Annotated in this window: 14 protein-coding genes; 4 read left to right on the plus strand and 10 right to left on the minus strand. The window is 73.1% G+C overall.

The window, feature by feature from the left end:
* Nucleotides 1–26: 26 nt before the first annotated feature.
* Nucleotides 27–1,544, plus strand: a complete 1,518-nt coding sequence (locus J7F03_RS10720) for a peptide MFS transporter (RefSeq protein WP_214948472.1) — start codon at nucleotides 27–29, stop codon at nucleotides 1,542–1,544.
* Between the two features lie 74 nt (nucleotides 1,545–1,618).
* On the opposite strand, the gene J7F03_RS10725 is transcribed toward J7F03_RS10720, so the two are convergent.
* The 8 genes from J7F03_RS10725 to hutU form a co-directional block, all read right to left on the minus strand.
* Nucleotides 1,619–2,836 carry a hypothetical protein gene (locus J7F03_RS10725; protein ID WP_214948473.1) on the minus strand — a complete coding sequence of 406 codons (1,218 nt, stop codon included), beginning with the start codon at nucleotides 2,834–2,836 and terminating at the stop codon, nucleotides 1,619–1,621.
* A 14-nt stretch (nucleotides 2,837–2,850) separates the two neighbouring features.
* On the minus strand, nucleotides 2,851–4,050 hold the full coding sequence (locus tag J7F03_RS10730) for a hypothetical protein (RefSeq protein WP_308379344.1): 1,200 nt from the start codon (nucleotides 4,048–4,050) through the stop codon (nucleotides 2,851–2,853).
* Complete coding sequence (locus tag J7F03_RS10735; protein ID WP_214948474.1) at nucleotides 4,047–5,126, minus strand: DUF916 domain-containing protein; 1,080 nt, start codon at nucleotides 5,124–5,126, stop codon at nucleotides 4,047–4,049. Before J7F03_RS10735 ends, J7F03_RS10730 begins: the two co-directional genes overlap by 4 nt.
* Nucleotides 5,127–5,143: 17 nt before the next feature.
* Complete coding sequence (locus J7F03_RS10740) at nucleotides 5,144–5,821, minus strand: LPXTG cell wall anchor domain-containing protein (protein WP_214948475.1); 678 nt, start codon at nucleotides 5,819–5,821, stop codon at nucleotides 5,144–5,146.
* A gap of 163 nt (nucleotides 5,822–5,984) precedes the next feature.
* Nucleotides 5,985–7,163 (minus strand): imidazolonepropionase, encoded by a 1,179-nt coding sequence (gene hutI / locus J7F03_RS10745; RefSeq protein WP_214948476.1) that lies wholly within the window; start codon nucleotides 7,161–7,163, stop codon nucleotides 5,985–5,987.
* Between the two features lie 31 nt (nucleotides 7,164–7,194).
* A complete protein-coding gene (locus J7F03_RS10750) occupies nucleotides 7,195–8,535 on the minus strand; it encodes a formimidoylglutamate deiminase (RefSeq protein WP_214948477.1) in 1,341 nt (446 codons plus the stop codon).
* Entirely contained in the window at nucleotides 8,526–9,716 is a 1,191-nt protein-coding gene (locus J7F03_RS10755) for an allantoate amidohydrolase (RefSeq protein ID WP_214948488.1), read from the minus strand. The genes J7F03_RS10750 and J7F03_RS10755 overlap by 10 nt, the downstream gene beginning before the upstream one ends.
* A gap of 35 nt (nucleotides 9,717–9,751) precedes the next feature.
* Nucleotides 9,752–11,416 carry a urocanate hydratase gene (gene hutU, locus J7F03_RS10760; RefSeq protein ID WP_214948478.1) on the minus strand — a complete coding sequence of 555 codons (1,665 nt, stop codon included), beginning with the start codon at nucleotides 11,414–11,416 and terminating at the stop codon, nucleotides 9,752–9,754.
* Between the two features lie 104 nt (nucleotides 11,417–11,520).
* On the opposite strand from hutU, the gene J7F03_RS10765 reads away from it, so the two are divergent.
* Nucleotides 11,521–12,873, plus strand: a complete 1,353-nt coding sequence (locus tag J7F03_RS10765) for a diaminopimelate decarboxylase (protein WP_214948479.1) — start codon at nucleotides 11,521–11,523, stop codon at nucleotides 12,871–12,873.
* Nucleotides 12,874–12,931: 58 nt separating this feature from the next.
* Here the strand turns inward: J7F03_RS10765 and J7F03_RS10770 are convergent, their stop codons facing one another.
* Nucleotides 12,932–13,507: a TetR family transcriptional regulator gene (locus J7F03_RS10770; protein ID WP_214948480.1), complete on the minus strand. Its 576-nt coding sequence runs from the start codon at nucleotides 13,505–13,507 to the stop codon at nucleotides 12,932–12,934.
* A gap of 105 nt (nucleotides 13,508–13,612) precedes the next feature.
* Between J7F03_RS10770 and J7F03_RS10775 the strand changes: the two genes are divergently transcribed.
* Entirely contained in the window at nucleotides 13,613–14,773 is a 1,161-nt protein-coding gene (locus J7F03_RS10775) for an NAD(P)/FAD-dependent oxidoreductase (RefSeq protein WP_214948481.1), read from the plus strand.
* A gap of 10 nt (nucleotides 14,774–14,783) precedes the next feature.
* Here the strand turns inward: J7F03_RS10775 and J7F03_RS10780 are convergent, their stop codons facing one another.
* A complete protein-coding gene (locus J7F03_RS10780) occupies nucleotides 14,784–15,626 on the minus strand; it encodes a MurR/RpiR family transcriptional regulator (protein ID WP_214948482.1) in 843 nt (280 codons plus the stop codon).
* Nucleotides 15,627–15,877: 251 nt separating this feature from the next.
* On the opposite strand from J7F03_RS10780, the gene J7F03_RS10785 reads away from it, so the two are divergent.
* Nucleotides 15,878–17,115, plus strand: a 1,238-nt coding sequence (locus J7F03_RS10785) for an MFS transporter (protein WP_308379345.1), incomplete at its 3' end; no start/stop codon positions are given.

Raw genomic sequence — 17,115 nt, forward strand, 5'->3', positions numbered from 1 at the left:
GCGTCCCGAGCAAGCAAGGATCGACCATGGCTTCCAGCCTGACGAGGGACTCGGCGGATCCGTCCACCGAAAAGACCTTCTTCGGACACCCCCGTGGCCTGGCCACTCTGTTCATGACCGAGATGTGGGAGCGCTTCTCCTACTACGGCATGCGCGCCCTTCTCGTCGTGTACATCCTGTCGGGCGGCCCCGACGCGGCGGAAGGCAGCCAGGCCGGCGGCCTGGCCATGCGGACCGCCGTCGCGACGGCGATCTACTCCGTCTACGTGGCCATGGTCTACCTCATGGCCCTGCCCGGCGGCTGGTTCGGCGACCGCGTCTGGGGTGCCCGCAAGACGGTCACCGTCGCCGGTGGCGTGATCATGGCGGGCCACTTCGCGCTCGCCATCCCCGGCCAGGCGATGTTCTTCGTCGGTCTGGCGCTCGTGGCGGTCGGCTCCGGCCTGCTGAAGGCCAACATCTCCACGATGGTCGGCCACCTCTACGACGGCCCGACGGACCCGCGCCGTGACGGCGGCTTCACGCTCTTCTACGTGGGCATCAACCTCGGTGCCTTCGTCGCGCCGCTCGCGATCGGCACGGTCGGCCAGCAGGTCAACTGGCACCTGGGCTTCGCCATGGCCGGTGTGGGCATGGCGCTGGGTCTGACGCAGTTCCTGCTGGGAACCAAGCACCTGAGCGCGAAGAGCAGCGAGGTCCCGAACCCGCTCTCCGCCCAGGAGCGCAGCGCGATCATCGTCAAGGTGGCCGCGGCCGTCGGCATCATCGCCCTCTTCTACGCGGTCGTCGCCTTCGCCGGTCTGTTCACGCTGAACTGGGCCATGGTCCCGCTGACCGTCGCCGGTCTGCTCATCCCGATCGGTGTCCTCGTCCGCATCAAGCGCGACAAGGACCTGAGCACCGTCGAGCAGTCGAAGATGACCGGCTACATCTGGTTCTTCGTGGCCGCCGCGGTCTTCTGGATGATCTACGACCAGGGTGGTTCCACCCTGTCCGCGTTCGCCGAGACCAACTCCGCGAACACCCTGCTCGGCTTCGGCTTCCCGTCGACCTGGTTCCAGTCGCTGAACCCGCTCTTCGTGATGTCCCTCGCCCCGGTCTTCGCCTGGCTGTGGGTCTGGCTGGCGCGCAAGAACCAGGAGCCGTCGACCATCGTGAAGTTCGCGATGGCGCTGGTCCTGGTCGGCGGCTCGTTCTTCGTCTTCGTCGTGCCGATGGGCATGTCGGGCGACGGCGGCAAGGTCAGCCCGATGTGGCTCGTCTCGATCTACATGATCCAGACGATCGCCGAGCTCTGCCTGTCCCCGGTGGGTCTGTCCGTCACCACCAAGATGGCTCCGCAGAAGTACGCGAGCCAGATGATGGGTGTCTGGTTCCTGGCCGTCACCGCCGGTGACTGCACCACCGGTCTGCTCTCGATCGCCGGGGTGGACCTGAACGGGACCACCATCATCGCCGCGCAGGCCGCGCTGGCGGCGCTGGCCGGCTTCGCGATCTACATGTACCGCAAGAAGGTCCAGACGCTGATGGGCGACGTCCACTGACGCGTCCGGCCTCGTGGAACGGCCCGGCACACCGCAAGGTGTGCCGGGCCGTTCCGTTTCTCCGTGCCTACCCGTTACCTCGTGCCGCGCAGGCGGCGCCACGGGGTGAAGGTGAACACCGCCGCGCCGAGCAGGATCACCGTGCCGGCGACCAGGGCCAGGGCCTTGATGCCGCCCTCGTCCTCCGCTCCGGTCTCGGCGAGGTTGCCCGAGGAGGTGTTGCCCGTGGCTCCGGGCGAGCCGGCGCCGCCCTCCTGAGCGGTGGTGTCCAGCTCCAGGGAAACCCCGGTGCTGGTCGCGGTGCAGGGCACCACGATCGGGGTGGCCCCCGGGGCCATGACGACGTCGATCGTCATCTGGTCGGGGCTCAGCGTCGCCTTGCCGGTCTTGCCCGGCTTGTAGGTGCCGGTCATATCGCTCAGCGTGACCGGGTCGCCCGCGCCGATCGCCGCGGCGTTGGCGGGACCGGTGACCTTGACCGTGCCGCTGTCACCGCCGCCGATCTTGATGTTCATCGAGGGCTTGAGGGCCCCCGCCGGCAGGGCCGCCGGGCTCTTCATCGCCCCCTTGGCGGTCTTGACGGTCAGGTCGTAGTTGCCGCCGTTCTTCTTGGCGTTGATCGTCACCGGGGTCTTGATGCCCCCGGGGAGGAAGGCGCCGCAGTCGTAGGCGACCTCGACGGCCTTGCCCGGGAAGTCGGTCTGACCGCCGCTCCCGCTGGTGGTGTTACCGGTGGTGGCCGGGGTACCGGTGGTGTTCCCGGTGGTCCCGCCGCCGCCCTCGGTGACCTTGATGGTGACGCCGACCCCGACCTCCTCCTGCGGAGTGCAGTGGGTGAGCAGGCCGCTGAAGTCCACGTCGTACTTGCCGGGCGAGATGGTGACGTCCCCGGCCTTGGTCAGCTTGAGCTTGGCCTTCATGTCGGAGATGGTCATCGGCGACTTCTTGGGGATCGGCGGGTTGGTCCGCGTCCCCTCCATCTTCAGCTCGCCGGCCTGCGCCCCGCCGATCTTCGCGTAGCCGATCGGCTTGATGCTGTCCTTGGGCAGGTCCATCAGGTCGGTGTTGTTCGAGGCCGGCTTGACGGTCTTCCAGACCACCTCGACCTCGTCGCCCACCTTGGCGGTGGCGGGGGCGGTGACCGAGGCCGTGGTCGTGCCCTCGACCGGGCCGCCACCGCCCGCCGGCGGAACGCACTTCACCTTGTAGGAGACATCGGCCGCCTGGGCGGGGCTAGCCGCCAGCAGGATGCCCGCGCCGCCGAACAGCAGCGCGACCGCGGCCACGCTCACCCTCCGTTGGGTCCTCACGATTGTCCCTTCGTCGTCGGACTGTTCTCAGACGGTGCGGACGTCTGTGGTGCCGGTGGTGCCTGTGGTGCTGGTGATTCGGATGGTGCTGGTGTCCCCGGCGCGCTGTCCGGGGTGAACCACGGCAGTACCGCCGTGGTGGTCTGAGGGGGTTCGGCCGCCGGTACGGGTCGGGCCGGCGCGGGACCTCGTACGGGGCCCCGCGCGGGTCCCCGTACGGCCGCGATCCTCGGCAGCCGGGCGGTCACCGCCGCCGCCGCGTCGGGCATCCGGGGGCCCCGGTGGCGGCCGCCCGCCGGCTCGCGCGGGCGGACCTTGTCGACGACGGCCATGCCGATCCGGAAGATCGCGGCCGGGATCACCACGAGCAGCAGGCACCAGAACAGCAGCACCCCGTACGGGCGGTCCACGCCCCAGGGCTGCGTGGCCACGACCGTCTCGCCGTACTTGAGGGAGAGCGTGTAGTCGCCGTGGGCGCCCGCGGACAGCGCCGCGTCGAGGGCGATCTCCGCCTTGCCGCCGGGCGGGATCGTGCCCTTCCAGCGGACCTCCTCCCAGATCGGCGCGAACACCCCGTGGGCGGTGCCGAGCTGGAAGACCGGGTCCTTGACCGGCGCGGAGCCGAGATTGCCGACGGTCACCGTGAACTTGCGGCCGGGCGGGGCGCCGAACCAGGTCAGCACCCCGTCCTCACCCTTGAGGCGGACCCCGGTCAGCATCGCGAGGCGGGCGGTGCCGCCCTCGGCGGGCAGCTCGGCCACCGGGTGGTCGGTGATCTTCAGCGGGGCCGCGACGGTGGACTGGTCCCCGTTGACGGAGGTGACGTTGACGACGCAGGGGCAGGGCTTGGGCGGGGCGACCACCGGGAGCTGGGCGGAGAAGTGCCCGTCGTCGGCGACCGAGACGGCGATGCCGTCGGCGTTGGCGCAGCTGTTGGTGCCGCCGATCATGTTCTGCCCGCAGACCAGCAGCATCACCATGGTCTTGGGCCGCCAGCCGGTGCCGGTGACGGACAGTTCGGTGCCCTTGACGGCCTCCTTGAGCGAGAGCGCCACGGCGGGCTTGGCCCCGTCGTCCGCGGCGGCCGGGGCCGCCGGGAACAGCGCCAGCCCGCACACCGCGAGCCCCGCCAGCCCCGCGCATCCCGCCGCGACGAGGGCCCTGAACCTGCCGCCGCGTCCGGCCTTGGCGCTCACCTGGATGCTCCCGTCAACTCGTGGTCCGGTGCTGGGGCTTGTTCGGGTCCGGCGTTTCCGTGCGGCGGCGGCCCGTGCCGGTCGTCGGCCCGGGTCCGCCGTTTGCGTACGAGCAGCAGCGCGGCCCCCGCGGTCCCGCCGAGGCCGACCAGTCCCAGCCCGGTCCGGCCCGCGATCCCCCAGGGCACGAACCACGCCGAGGCGCTCCCCGTGGCGCGGGCCCCGCCGGGGGCGGTGACCGTGAGGGTCAGTGCGACCCGGTCGAAGACCGGGGCGCCGGGCCAGGGTTCGCTCAGCTCCACCCGCTGGCCGGGCAGCACCTCGACGGGCAGGGTGCGGGCGCCGCGGCCCGCGACCTCGCCGAAGGTGCCCTCGGCGCGGATGGACAGCTCGGGCGCGAGGGCCACGTTGCCCCGGTTGACCAGGGTGTAGGCCACGCGCGCGGACGCACCCTTGCCGTGTACGGAGACGTCCTCGACCGTGAGCGCCGCCAGCGCCGGGCCGCCGACCCGCAGGTGGACCCGTACGCCCACCTCGCGGCCGGCCTCGGTGGCGACGACGGCGGCCGGGTGGTCTCCGGGCGGCGAGCCGGGCGGCACGGTGACGGTGAAGGGGACCACCGCGCGGGTGTGCGCCGGGACCTTGACGGTGGTGCCCGAACCGAAGCTGATCCACAGGCCCGCGCCGGTGGACTCCTTGGCGGAGCGCACCGCGAAGGCGCCGCCCGCCGTGTTGTAGGCGTCGGCCCCGCGCAGAGTGACGGTGTGCTCCTGGTCGCTGGTGTTGTCCAGGGCGAGGCGGTCCTCCAGCACCGTGCCGGAGGTCCCCGCGAGGTAGAAGTACGGGCGGGCCCCGGGCTTGGGCGCCGCGGCGGGCGCGCCGCCGGCGACGGGCTCGGCCGTCCAGCCGGGCTCGTCGGCCGCGGCCGGGGAGGCCGCCGCGCCGTGGAGCAGGGCGGCAGCGGCGGCGGCGAGCAGGAGCGCGCCGAGCCGCCCGCGGCTGCCGGGGCGGCCGGGCGTGCCGGGGTCGCGGCGGGTGAGCCGGCTGAAGGCGCCGGAAGCGTTGAGCGCGGGCATGACCGGGGGTGCTCCGTTCAGGACCGGGCCCGCTGGCCGCGCCGGGTCAGCCAGAGCACACCGGCGGCGCCGGAGAGCAGCACGGTGGCGCCGAGGGTGCCGAGCGCGATGGCGGAGTCCTCGGGACCGGTCTGCGGGAGCGTGCCGTCGGTGGGGGCGGAGCCGGACTGCGCGGTGGTGCCCGCGGGGCCCTCCACGTCCATTTCGAGGGACGCCTTGGGGCTGTTGCCCGGGGTGCAGGTGGTGGTGGTGCCCATCGCCTTGATCGTGAGGACACCCGCGGTGAAGGTGACCTTGCCGCTCTTCTTGGGCGTGTAGGTGCCCGAGAGGTCGGTGATCTTGATGGGCGTCTCGGCGGGCACGGCCTCGGGGTTGGGCGGGCCGGAGACCGGGACGGAGGCCTTCTCCGCGCCGTCGACGAGGATGACGGCGCTGGGGGCCATCGCGCCCTTGCCGAGTTCGATGGGGCTGGAGGAGACGCCCTTCTGGAAGGTCATCGTCAGCTTGTAGCCGCTGCCTTCCTTCACGGCCTTGATGTCGATGGGCGAGACCGCGGACTTGTCCCCGATGGGGGTCTTGCAGTCGTACTGGACGTCGATCACGGCGGCTTGGGCTGCGGGGGCGGCCAGCAGTACCGCCGTTCCCGCCAGCGCGGAGGCCAGCGCGAGCGCGGTGGAGCGTTTCCGGTCGGACACCTTCGTCTTCCCCTCGAACCTTGGGCCACAAGTTACTGACGGCACATCAGATTGGTGCAAGGTACGCCCGGGGCCTTACGGAGGGAAGACAAAGGACAGCGCCGGATCAACGACCCGCCCAGGGGGCGCGGTTCGCTCCGACGCTGTCCTGATTCAGTACGGTTCAGACCGCTTTGCGGCCCTTCTGCCAGACGGCGGAGACCAGCGGGACACCGGGGCGGTAGGCCAGGTGGACGTGGCTGGGGGCGTCGAGCAGGACCAGGTCCGCGCGGGCCCCCGGGGTGACGGCGCCGATGTCGCTCCGGCGCAGCGCGCGGGCGCCGCCGGCGGTGGCGGACCACAGGGCCTCGCCCGGGGTCATCCGCATGTCGCGGACGGCGAGGGCGATGCAGAACGGCATCGAACTCGTGTAGGAGGATCCCGGGTTGCAGTCCGTGGACAGGGCGACGGTGGCGCCCGCGTCGATGAGCCTGCGGGCGTCGGGCCACTGGGCGCGCGTGGAGAACTCGGCGCCCGGCAGCAGGGTGGCCACCGTGGTCGCCGCGGCCTGCGCGAGGGCGTCCACGTCGGCGTCCGTGAGATGGGTGCAGTGGTCGGCGGAGGCGGCCTCCAGCTCCACGGCGAGCTGTACGCCGGGGCCGTGGGAGAGCTGGTTGGCGTGGACGCGCGGGATCAGCCCGGCGGCCGCGCCGGCGGTCAGGATCGCGCGGGCCTGCTCCCCGTCGAAGGCGCCCTTCTCGCAGAAGACGTCCACCCAGCGGGCGTACGGGGCACAGGCGGTCAGCATCTCGCCGGTGACGAGGTCCACGTAGCCGGCCGGGTCGTCCGCGTAGTCCGGGGAGACGATGTGCGCACCGAGGTAGGTGACCTCCTCGGTGTGCGCGGCGGCGATGCGCAGGGCGCGGGCCTCGTCGGCGACGGTGAGGCCGTAGCCCGACTTGGTCTCGAAGGTGGTGGTGCCCTGGCGGCGGGCCTCGTCGAGGTGGCGCACCAGGTTGGCCTCCAACTCCGCGTCGGAGGCGGCGCGGGTGGCGGCGACGGTGGTGCGGATGCCTCCGGCGGAGTAGGCGCGGCCGGACATGCGGGCGTTGAACTCGGCGGTGCGGTCGCCCGCGAAGACCAGGTGGGAGTGGGAGTCGACGAAGCCGGGGATCGCGGCGCGGCCGTCGGCGTCGTACGTCTCGTCCGCCGCCGGCGCCTTGTCGGCGGGGCCGACCCAGGCGATGCGGTCGCCGTCGATGACGACCGCCGCGTTCTCGATGAGGCCGAGGGGGGTGCCGTCGCCGAGGGCGGGGTCGTTGGTGACGAGGCTGCCGATGTTGGTGATGACGGTGGTGGTCACGGGGTTCCTCTCGGAGGGGGGAACGACGGCGTCAGCCTCGGACGGCTGCGATCGACGCGGCCAGTGCCGCGGCCACGTCGCCGACCAGGGTGTGGTGGCCGTCGCGAACGATGTGGCGGCCGCCGACCACCGTGTGGCGGATGTCCGCGGCCGTGGCGGCGAAGACGGCCGTCTCCGCGCCGAGCCGCGGCAGCGGGCCCGCCGTGCGTACGGAGTCCAGCGCCACGGTGGTGAAGTCCGCGAGCGCGCCCGCCTCCAGCCGCCCCGCGTCGGGCCGGCCGAGGGCCGCGTGGCCGTCGGCGGTGGCGGCGGTCAGCAGGGCGTTCGCCGTCCAGTGGCCGCGCGTACGGCTGCTGAGCCGCTCGTTCAGCTCCATCGCGCGGGCCTCTTCGAGCAGGTCGATCACGGCGTGGCTGTCGCTGCCGAGCGAGAGCGGGCTGCCCGCGCGCTGGAGGCGGGTGGCCGGGCCGATGCCGTCGGCGAGGTCGCGTTCGGTGGTGGGGCACATGCAGGTGCCGGTGGTGGTGCCGCCGAGGAGGGCGATGTCGGCGTCGGTGAGGTGCGTGTTGTGCACGCCGGTGGTGCGGGGGCCGAGCACGCCGTGGTCAGCGAGCAGCTGTGTCGGCGTACGCCCGTGGGCGGCCTGGCAGGCGTCGTTCTCGGCGGTCTGCTCCGAGAGGTGGACGTGGAGCGGGGCCCGGCGCTCCTCGGCCCAGCCCGCCACGGCGGCGAGCTGCCCGGCCGGTACGGCGCGGACCGAGTGGATCGCGGCGCCGATCAGGGCGTGGTCGCGGGGCTTGAGGGCGCAGACCCGCTCGGCCCAGGCGTCCGCGGTGCCGTCGGAGAAGCGGAGCTGGTGGGGGTTCGGCGCCTCACCGAAGCCCGCCGAGAGGTACGCCGTGTCCAGGAGCGTGATCCGGATGCCGGCCTCGGCGGCCGCCTCGATCAGGGCCTCGCCCATGGCGTTGGGATCGGCGTACGGGACTCCGCCGGGGGCGTGGTGGACGTAGTGGAACTCGCCGACGGCCGTGACGCCGGCCAGCGCCATCTCGGCGTAGACGGCCCGGGCGAGTTCGAAGTAGCTCTCGGGGGTGAGGTTTTGGGCGACCCTGTACATGAAGTCGCGCCAGGTCCAGAACGTTCCGGAGCCGACCTGCACGGTGGAGCGCAGTGCCCGGTGGAAGGCGTGGCTGTGCGCGTTGGCGAGTCCGGGGACGGTCAGGCCCCGCAGGACCTCCGCGCCCGGGGGCGGGGTCGGGGACCCGGTCCGCAGAGCGGCGATCCGCCCGTCGTTCGCTACGTCCAGGGCTACACCCGGCTCGACATGGGTGCCGAGCCAGGCGTGCTCCAGCCAGTACGTCTTCAGCGGCACGCGAGGCCTTCCAGTACGTCGGCGAGGGCGAGGACGCCGGCAACGCAGTCGTCCTCGTCGGCGGACTCCCGCGGGGAGTGGGAGACGCCGGTGGGGTTCCGTACGAACAGCATCGCGGTCGGGACGGCCGCCGAGAGGATTCCGGCGTCGTGTCCCGCACCGGTGCCGAGGACGGGCAGCGACCCGCCCAGGATCCGGTTCAGCTCGTCCCGCAGGGCGTGCTCGAACTCCACGACCGGGGTGAAGGACTCCCGGACGATGTCCAGGTCGATCCCGTCCCGGTCGGCGTGCTCGCGGGCGGCCTTCTCGATCGCGGTCACGACCGTGTCGAGGGTGGCCTGGTCGGCGGCCCGGGAGTCGAGCCAGCCGCGCACCAGCGAGGGGATGGCGTTGACCCCGTTGGGCTCGACGGAGATCTTCCCGAAGGTGGCCACGGCCCCGGCGAGGGCCGCCTCGGCGCGGGCCGTGAGCACGGTCTGCGCGTAGGTGAGCATCGGGTCGCGGCGGTCCACCAGGCGGGTCGTGCCCGCGTGGTTGGCCTCGCCCCGGAAGTCGAAGCGCCAGCGGCCGTGCGGCCAGATCGCCGAGGCGATGCCGACGCGGTCGCCGGACAGGTCCAGGGCCCGGCCCTGCTCCACGTGCAGTTCGACGAAGGCGCCGATGCGGGCGAGGCGTTCGGGATCGGCCCCGATGGCCTCGGGGTCGTATCCGGCCGCCTCCATGGCACGGGGAAGGCTGACGCCGTCCGCGTCGCGGAGCTCGTAGGCCTTCTCCTTGGTCAGCTGTCCGGCGCTGAGCCGGGAGCCGACGCAGGCGAGGCCGAAGCGGGCCCCTTCCTCGTCACCGAAGTTGGTGATGGCCAGCGGCCTGGAGAACTCCGCTCCCCTCCCGCGGAGTTCGTCCAGGGCAGCGAAGGAGGACACCACGCCGAGGGGGCCGTCGAAGGCCCCGCCGTCGGGGACGGAGTCCAGGTGCGAGCCGGTGACGACGGCGTCCCCCGCGAGGGGGTCGCCGAGCCAGGCCCACTGGTTGCCGTTGCGGTCGGTCTCGTACGCGAGCCCGCGCGCCTCGGCCTGCGCCTGGAACCAGGTCCGGCAGTCGGCATCGGCGCCGGTCCACGCGTACCGGCGGTACCCGCCGCTGCCCGCGTCCCGGCCGATGGGCCGGAGCTCGGACCACATCTCGTGGAACGAGGCTCCGGCGGCGGCTTCCTGCTTCACGCCGGGTCGCCTTCGCGCATCGGGATGCGGACGCCGCGCTCGTCCGCCACGGATTCGGCGATGTCGTAACCGGCGTCGACGTGGCGGATGACGCCCATGCCCGGGTCGTTGGTCAGGACGCGGCGGATCTTCTCGCCCGCGAGCTTCGTGCCGTCGGCGACCGTGACCTGGCCCGCGTGGATGGAGCGGCCCATGCCGACGCCGCCGCCGTGGTGGATGGAGACCCAGGACGCGCCGGAGGCGACGTTGACCATGGCGTTGAGCAGCGGCCAGTCGGCGATCGCGTCGGAGCCGTCGAGCATGGCCTCGGTCTCGCGGTACGGGGAGGCCACCGAGCCGCAGTCCAGGTGGTCGCGGCCGATGACCAGCGGGGCGGCCAGCTCGCCGCTCGCGACCATGTCGTTGAAGCGCTCGCCGGCCTTGTCGCGCTCGCCGTAGCCCAGCCAGCAGATGCGCGCGGGCAGGCCCTGGAAGTGGACGCGCTCGCCGGCCATCTTGATCCAGCGGTGCAGGGACTCGTTCTCGGGGAAGAGCTCCAGCATCGCCTTGTCGGTCTTGTGGATGTCCGAGGCCTCGCCGGACAGCGCCGCCCAGCGGAAGGGGCCCTTGCCCTCGCAGAACAGCGGCCGGATGTAGGCGGGGACGAAGCCGGGGAAGGCGAAGGCGCGGTCGTAGCCGGCCAGCTGGGCCTCGCCGCGGATGGAGTTGCCGTAGTCGAAGACCTCGGCGCCCGCGTCCATGAAGCCGACCATGGCCTCGACGTGCGCGGCCATCGACTCGCGGGCCCGGGTGGTGAAGCCGGCCGGGTCCTTGGCCGCGTAGGCCGCCATGTCGTCGAAGTCGACGCCCACCGGCAGGTAGGCGAGCGGGTCGTGGGCGGAGGTCTGGTCCGTCACGATGTCGATCGGGGCGCCTTCCGCGAGCATCTGCGGGAGGAGTTCGGCGGCGTTGCCGAGCAGGCCGATGGAGAGCGGCTTGCGGGCGTCGCGGGCCTCGACGGCGAGCTGGAGGGCGTGGCGGAGGTTGTCGGCCTTCACGTCGAGGTAGCGGTGCTCGATGCGGCGGTCGATGGCGCGCGGGTCGACGTCGATGCAGATCGCGACGCCGTCGTTCATCGTCACGGCCAGCGGCTGGGCGCCGCCCATGCCGCCGAGGCCGGCGGTGAGGGTGATGGTGCCGGCGAGCGTCCCGCCGAACTTCTTGGCCGCGACGGCCCCGAAGGTCTCGTAGGTGCCCTGCAGGATGCCCTGGGTGCCGATGTAGATCCACGAACCGGCCGTCATCTGGCCGTACATGGTCAGGCCCAGGTGCTCCAGGCGCCGGAACTCCTCCCAGTTCGCCCAGTCGCCGACCAGGTTGGAGTTGGCGAGCAGCACGCGCGGCGCCCACTCGTGCGTCTGCATGACGCCGACCGGGCGGCCGGACTGGACGAGCATCGTCTCGTCCTGCTTGAGGGTCTGCAGGGTGCGGACCATCGCGTCGTACGAGCGCCAGTCGCGCGCGGCCTTGCCGGTGCCGCCGTAGACGACGAGCTTGTCGGGGTGCTCGGCGACCTCGGGGTCGAGGTTGTTCTGGAGCATCCGCAGCGCGGCCTCCTGCTGCCATCCCAGGGTGCTCAGCTCGGTACCTCGTGCGGCCCGTACGGGGCGGGGTCCTGACATGGCGGTGCCTCCTCCGATGTTGGTCAATCCATTCACATACTTGCTCCCTGAATAGATTCAGTCAACAGCTGCGGCCCGCCGCGCCGGATGATGGGATGGCGGACATGGCAGTCGAAACGCGTGCGCAGGCCGCCGGAGCCGCCGCCGAGCGGCGCGACCGGGCCGTACGGGCCGCCGTGGAACAGGGCCTGATCGACGAGGGCTCGCCACTGGTCTGCCTGCTCGACGTGGCCGGCATCCGCGCCTCCGCAGCAGCCCTGACCAGCGCTTTCACCGAGGCCCTCGCCCCCGGCACCCCCGTCCTGCACGCCTTCGCGGTCAAGGCCGCGCCCCTCGTGCCGGTCCTGCGGCTGCTCGCCGACGCCGGGATCGGCTGCGAAGTGGCCAGCCCCGGCGAGCTGGCCCTGGCCCGGGCCGCCGGGGTCGCGCCGCACCGCACCGTCCTGGACTCCCCCGCCAAGACGGCCGCGGAGCTGCGCGACGCCCTCGCCCTGGGCATCGCCGTCAACGCCGACAACCGCCAGGAGCTGGAGCGGCTCGACGCGCTCGTCGCCGCCGCCCCCACCAGCTCCCCGATCGGCGTACGGATCAACCCGCAGACCGGCGCCGGCGCCATCGACGCCCTCTCCACCGCCACGGCGACCTCGAAGTTCGGCATCGCCCTGCGCGATCCGGGCGCCCGCGAGTGGCTCGTACGGGCCTACCTGGACCGGCCCTGGCTCACCCGCCTGCACACCCACTCGGGCTCCCAGGGCGTTCCGCTGCCGCTGATCGCCGAGGGGGTGCGGGAGCTGCGCGCGCTGGCCGAGGAGATCAACGCGGCGGCCGGGCGCCGGCAGGTCGACACGCTCGACATCGGCGGCGGACTGCCGGTGAACTTCGCCTCGGACGAGGAGACGCCGACGTACGCGCAGTACGCGGCGGCCCTGCGGGAGGCCGTCCCCGGCCTCTTCGACGGCTCGTACGGCCTGGTGACCGAGTTCGGCCGGTCCCTGCTGGCCAAGCACGGGCTGGTGCTCTCCCGCGTGGAGTACACGAAGGCCACCGGCGGCCGGCCGATCGCGCTGACGCACGCGGGGGTCCAGCTGGCCACCCGCACGGTGTACGCGCCGGCGGCCTGGCCGCTGCGGATCCTGCCCTACGACGCCAAGGGCAACCCGCTGACGGGCCCGCCCGTAGCCCAGGACGTCGCGGGGCCCGCCTGCTTCGCGGGCGACCTCCTGGCGGCCGCGCGGGAGCTGCCGCTCCTGTCTCCCGGGGATCTGGTGGCGGTCCCGGACACGGGGGCGTACTTCTTCACCGCCCACTACGGCTACAACAGCCTCCCGCGGCCCGCGATCCACGGCTTCACCGTGACTCCGGCGGGCGGCGTCCGCTTCACCCTGGCCCGGCCGGCTCAGTCCCTGTCCGACATCACCGCCGAGGCGGGCGCGGCCCTGCGGGACGCCTTGCTGTAGCCGGCGCGGGGTCCGGGGGCCCGGATCCCGGCAGCGGCGGGGCGGCCGGGCGGCGACCTCAGCGGGCCGAAAGCGTGGCGGCCAGCGCCGGGGCCAGGCCCGCGACGACCCCTTCCGGGCTCAGGGAGACCACCGCGGGCAGCTTCAGCAGGTAGCGGGTCAGGGCCAGGCCCAGCAGTTGGGTGGAGACCAGGCCGGCCGCGCGGGCGGCCCGCTCGGGGCCGAGGGCCACCACGAGCGCGGGCGCGACCTGGGTCGCGAAGACCTCCCGCATCCGCGCCGCCGCCGCCTCGTTGGTCACCGCGGAGCGCAGCAGCACCAGCAGTGCGTCATCCGCCGGGTCGCCTTCCCACCGCAGCACGAAGTGCCGCACGAGCACCTCGGCCAGCTCCCCCGCCGGGACCGTCGAGAGATCCGGCAGCCGCAGGTCCACGGCGAGGGCCGCGTCGAAGAGCTTCTCCTTGTTCCCGAAGTACCGCATCACCATCGACGGGTCGATCTCCGCGTCCGCCGCGACGGCGCGGATCGTCGTCCGCTCGTACCCCTGCGCGGCGAACCGCTCCCTCGCCGCCCGCAGGATCGCCGCCTTGGTCTGCGCGCCCCTGCCCTCTGCGCTCTCTCCGCTTCGCGTCATGCCAACAACTGTAGGCCAACAAGCGTTGACAGTCGACGGCGGCCGCCGCATGCTTACACCAACAGCCGTTGGCCAACAACCGTTGGCATCCTGGAGGAGACCCTCATGCCGCTCCCCGCCACCACCCGCGTCGCCATCGTCGGCGCCGGGCCCACCGGCCTCACTCTCGCCCTCACCCTGGCCAAGGCCGGCATCGACTTCGTGCTCCTGGACCGGCAGGCCGAGGGGGCCGGCACCTCCCGTGCCGCCGTCGTCCACGCGCGCACCCTGGAGGTCCTCGACGAGCTCGACCCGGCCGCCGGCGCCGAGCTGATCCGCCGCGGCCGGGCCGTGACGCGGTTCCGGATCCGCGACGGCGCCCGCCCCCTCGCCGCCGTCACCTTCGACGGCCTGCCCACGGCCCACTCGTACGCCCTGATGGTCCCCCAGGACCAGACCGAGGCCGTGCTCCTCGACCGCCTGCGCGCCCTCGGCGGCGACGTACACCGCCCGTACGAGGTCACCGCCGTCACCCAGGACGCCGACTCGGCCGGGGTCACCCTCACCACCGCCACCGGCGAGACCCTGCGCGCCGCCTACGCCGTCGGCGCCGACGGCATGCACAGCACGGTCCGCGAGGCCGCCGGGATCGGCTTCACCGGCAGCGCCTACGAGGAGTCCTTCGTCCTCGCCGACGTGGCGATGGACTGGGCTCCGGGTCCCGCGGAGGTCTCCCTCACCTTCGGCGCGGCCGGCCTCACCGTGGTGGCCCCGCTCCCCGGCAGCGGGCGCTACCGCGTCGTCGCCACGGTCGCCGACGCCCCCGCCGAGCCCGGCCTGCCCTTCGTCCAGGCCCTGCTGGACGCCCGCGCCCCCGGCCAGGCCGCCGTCACCGACGTCGCCTGGTCCTCACGCTTCCGGGTCCACCACCGGGTCGCGGACCACTACCGCGCGGGCCGCCTGCTGCTCGCGGGCGACGCGGCGCACGTACACAGCCCCGCCGGCGGCCAGGGCATGAACACCGGCATCCAGGACGGGTACGCCCTCGGCCGCGCCCTCGCCGCCGCCTCCACGGCCGGCACCGCCGACGCCCTCGACGCCTACGAGGCCACCCGCCGGCCCATCGCCCTGCGCGTGGTGGCACTGACCGACCGGATGACCCGTATCGCGACCACCCGCAACCCCGCCCTGCGAGCCGTACGCAACGCCCTGCTCCCGCTCCTCGCCCGGATCCCGGCGCTGCGGCGACGCCTCGCCACCGAGCTCGCGGAGCTCAACTACCGCTAGTGCCGAGGGCTCACTCGACGAACAGGCCGCGCGCCGCGGCCCTCGCGTCGAAGGCCTCCAGCCGCGCCTGCGCGTCCGGCAGCTCGTCCGCCATCGCCTCCAGCAGCACCCGCCCCAGCAGCATCGGCGCGCACGCCGTGTCGAAGGCCAGCCCGGTCCCGACCGGCGCCGGAATCAGCAGGTCCGAGTGGCGGGCCACAGGCGCGAAGGCCGAGTCGGCGACCGTGACCACGGTCAGCCCGGCCGCCCGGCCGTGGTCCAGGGCCTCCGCGACCTCCTTCGGATGCCGGGGCAGCGCGAAGCACAGCAGGGCCGAGGCCCCGGCGCCCGCCGCCGCGTCGATCCGGTCGGCGAGCATCGAGCCGCCCTCGTCGAGCAGCCGCACGTCGGGGTGGACCTTCGCGGCGAAGTACGCGAACCCGCGCGCCTGCGAGGACGCCGCGCGCAGTCCCAGTACGGGCAGCGGGCGCGACGCGGCCAGCAGCCGCCCCGCCTCCCGCACCGGCGCCGGGTCGGCGAGCATGGCGGAGAGCTGCCGCAGGTTCTCGATCTCGCCCTGGACGGCCTGCTGGTACTCGTTGTACACGTCCTCGTCCGCGGCCCCGGCCCGGACGGCGGGGGCCACCTCCCGCAGGTGCCGGCGCAGCGCCGGATAACCGTCGAATCCCAGCGCCACCGCGAACCGGGTCACCGACGGCTGGCTCACCCCGGCCAGCTCGGCGAGCTCCACGCTCGACAGGAACGGCACCTCAGCCGCTCCGCGCACCATGCAGTGCGCGATGCGCCGCTGGGTCGGCGTCAGCCGGTGGCCCTCGAACAGCTTCTGCAGCCGCGCCGCAGGGCTTTCACTCATCCCGTTCCCCTCCGTCCCCTCCGTCACCGGTGAGATATTCAGTCACGGAGCACTCTGCATGCGGTTATGCAGGACGGCAACCCGCGCCCGCGATCCGAGACCCCCTCGAGGCCCTGGTCAATTCACTTGACCGGCCGGATCCCCGGCCGTGATCCTCAGGTGCCGGCCGCCGCGATCCACCCGGTCAACGCCCCCTCGTATCCAAGCGAATTGGCTGCCCCATGGTGTCGTCGTCCGTCTGTGCCCCGCCCGTGCCCGGTCCCCGCTTGTGGACCCGGAACTTCGGCCTGTACTTCACCGCCCGCATCGTCTCGATGCTGGGCGACACGATGATGCCGGTGGCCCTGGCCGTTGCCATGATCTCGCTCGGCTACGGGGTCAGCGGCATCGGGTACGCCCTGGGCGCGTGGATGGGCGCCTTCGCCCTTTTCGTCGTCTTCGGCGGGGTGTTCGCGGACCGCTTCCACCCCCTGCCGCAGATGATCGGCGCGGACGCCGTGCGGTGCGTGGCGCAGGGCTCCTTCGCCGTCTACCTCTGGCTCGGCCACCCGACGCTGTCGTTCGTCATCGGCGGATCGGTACTCGGCGGCATCGCCACCGCGATGTTCCAGCCGGGCACCTCCAGCCTCGTGCCCCAGGTATCCGCCGACCCCCAGCAGGCCAACGGGGTGCTGCGGGTCAGCGAGGGGATGTCCACGATGGCCGGGCCCGCTCTCGCGGGCGTACTGGTCGCCACCACCTCGACGGCCTGGGTGTTCGTGATCGACTCCGCCACCTTCGCCATCAGCGGGATGTGCCTGGTGGCTCTGCGGCTGCCCCGCTTCGAGGCCGCCCGGTCGGCCTCGACGCTGGAGAACCTGCGGGAGGGCTGGGACGAGTTCCGCTCCAGGTCCTGGCTGTGGGCGGTCATCCTGATCTGGTGGGTGCTCGGGGTCTTCGTCTGGGGCCCGCTGACACCGCTCGGCGCGGCCTCGGTCATCGCCGAGCACGGCAAGGCGGCCTTCGGGTACGCGGAGGGCGCCTTCGGCGCCGGCTGCGTCCTGGGCGGCCTCGTCGCGATCCGGCTCCGCCCGGTCCGGCCGCTGCTCGGCGGCGGCGTCGCGATGTGCCTGTTCCCGATGATGCCGCTGGCGGCGGCCCTGGTCCCCGCCCTGCCGCTGCTCATGCTCGGCTACGCGGTCAGCGGCGTGGGCTGGGCGTTCTGGGGCGTCCAGTGGTCCACCACGGTGCAGACCCACATCCCGCAGGACCGGCTCAACCGGGTGACCGCGTACGAGGTCGGCGGCTCGATCCTCGCCATCCCCTTCGGCCAGGTCCTCTCGGGCCCGGCCAGCGCCCTCTTCGGCGTCCGCCCCCTCCTGCTGGCCGGCTCCGCGATCGCCCTCGGCTGCGCCCTCGCGCTCCTCCTCGTCCGTCCCGTGCGCACGCTCGCCCGGCGCGATACGGGGGCTAGCCCCAATGCCGTTGATTTATGGCGGTTGGATCGCGA

Origin of the sequence: Streptomyces sp. ISL-43 (genome assembly GCF_018614195.1) — a bacterium.
Classification (GTDB): domain Bacteria; phylum Actinomycetota; class Actinomycetes; order Streptomycetales; family Streptomycetaceae; genus Streptomyces.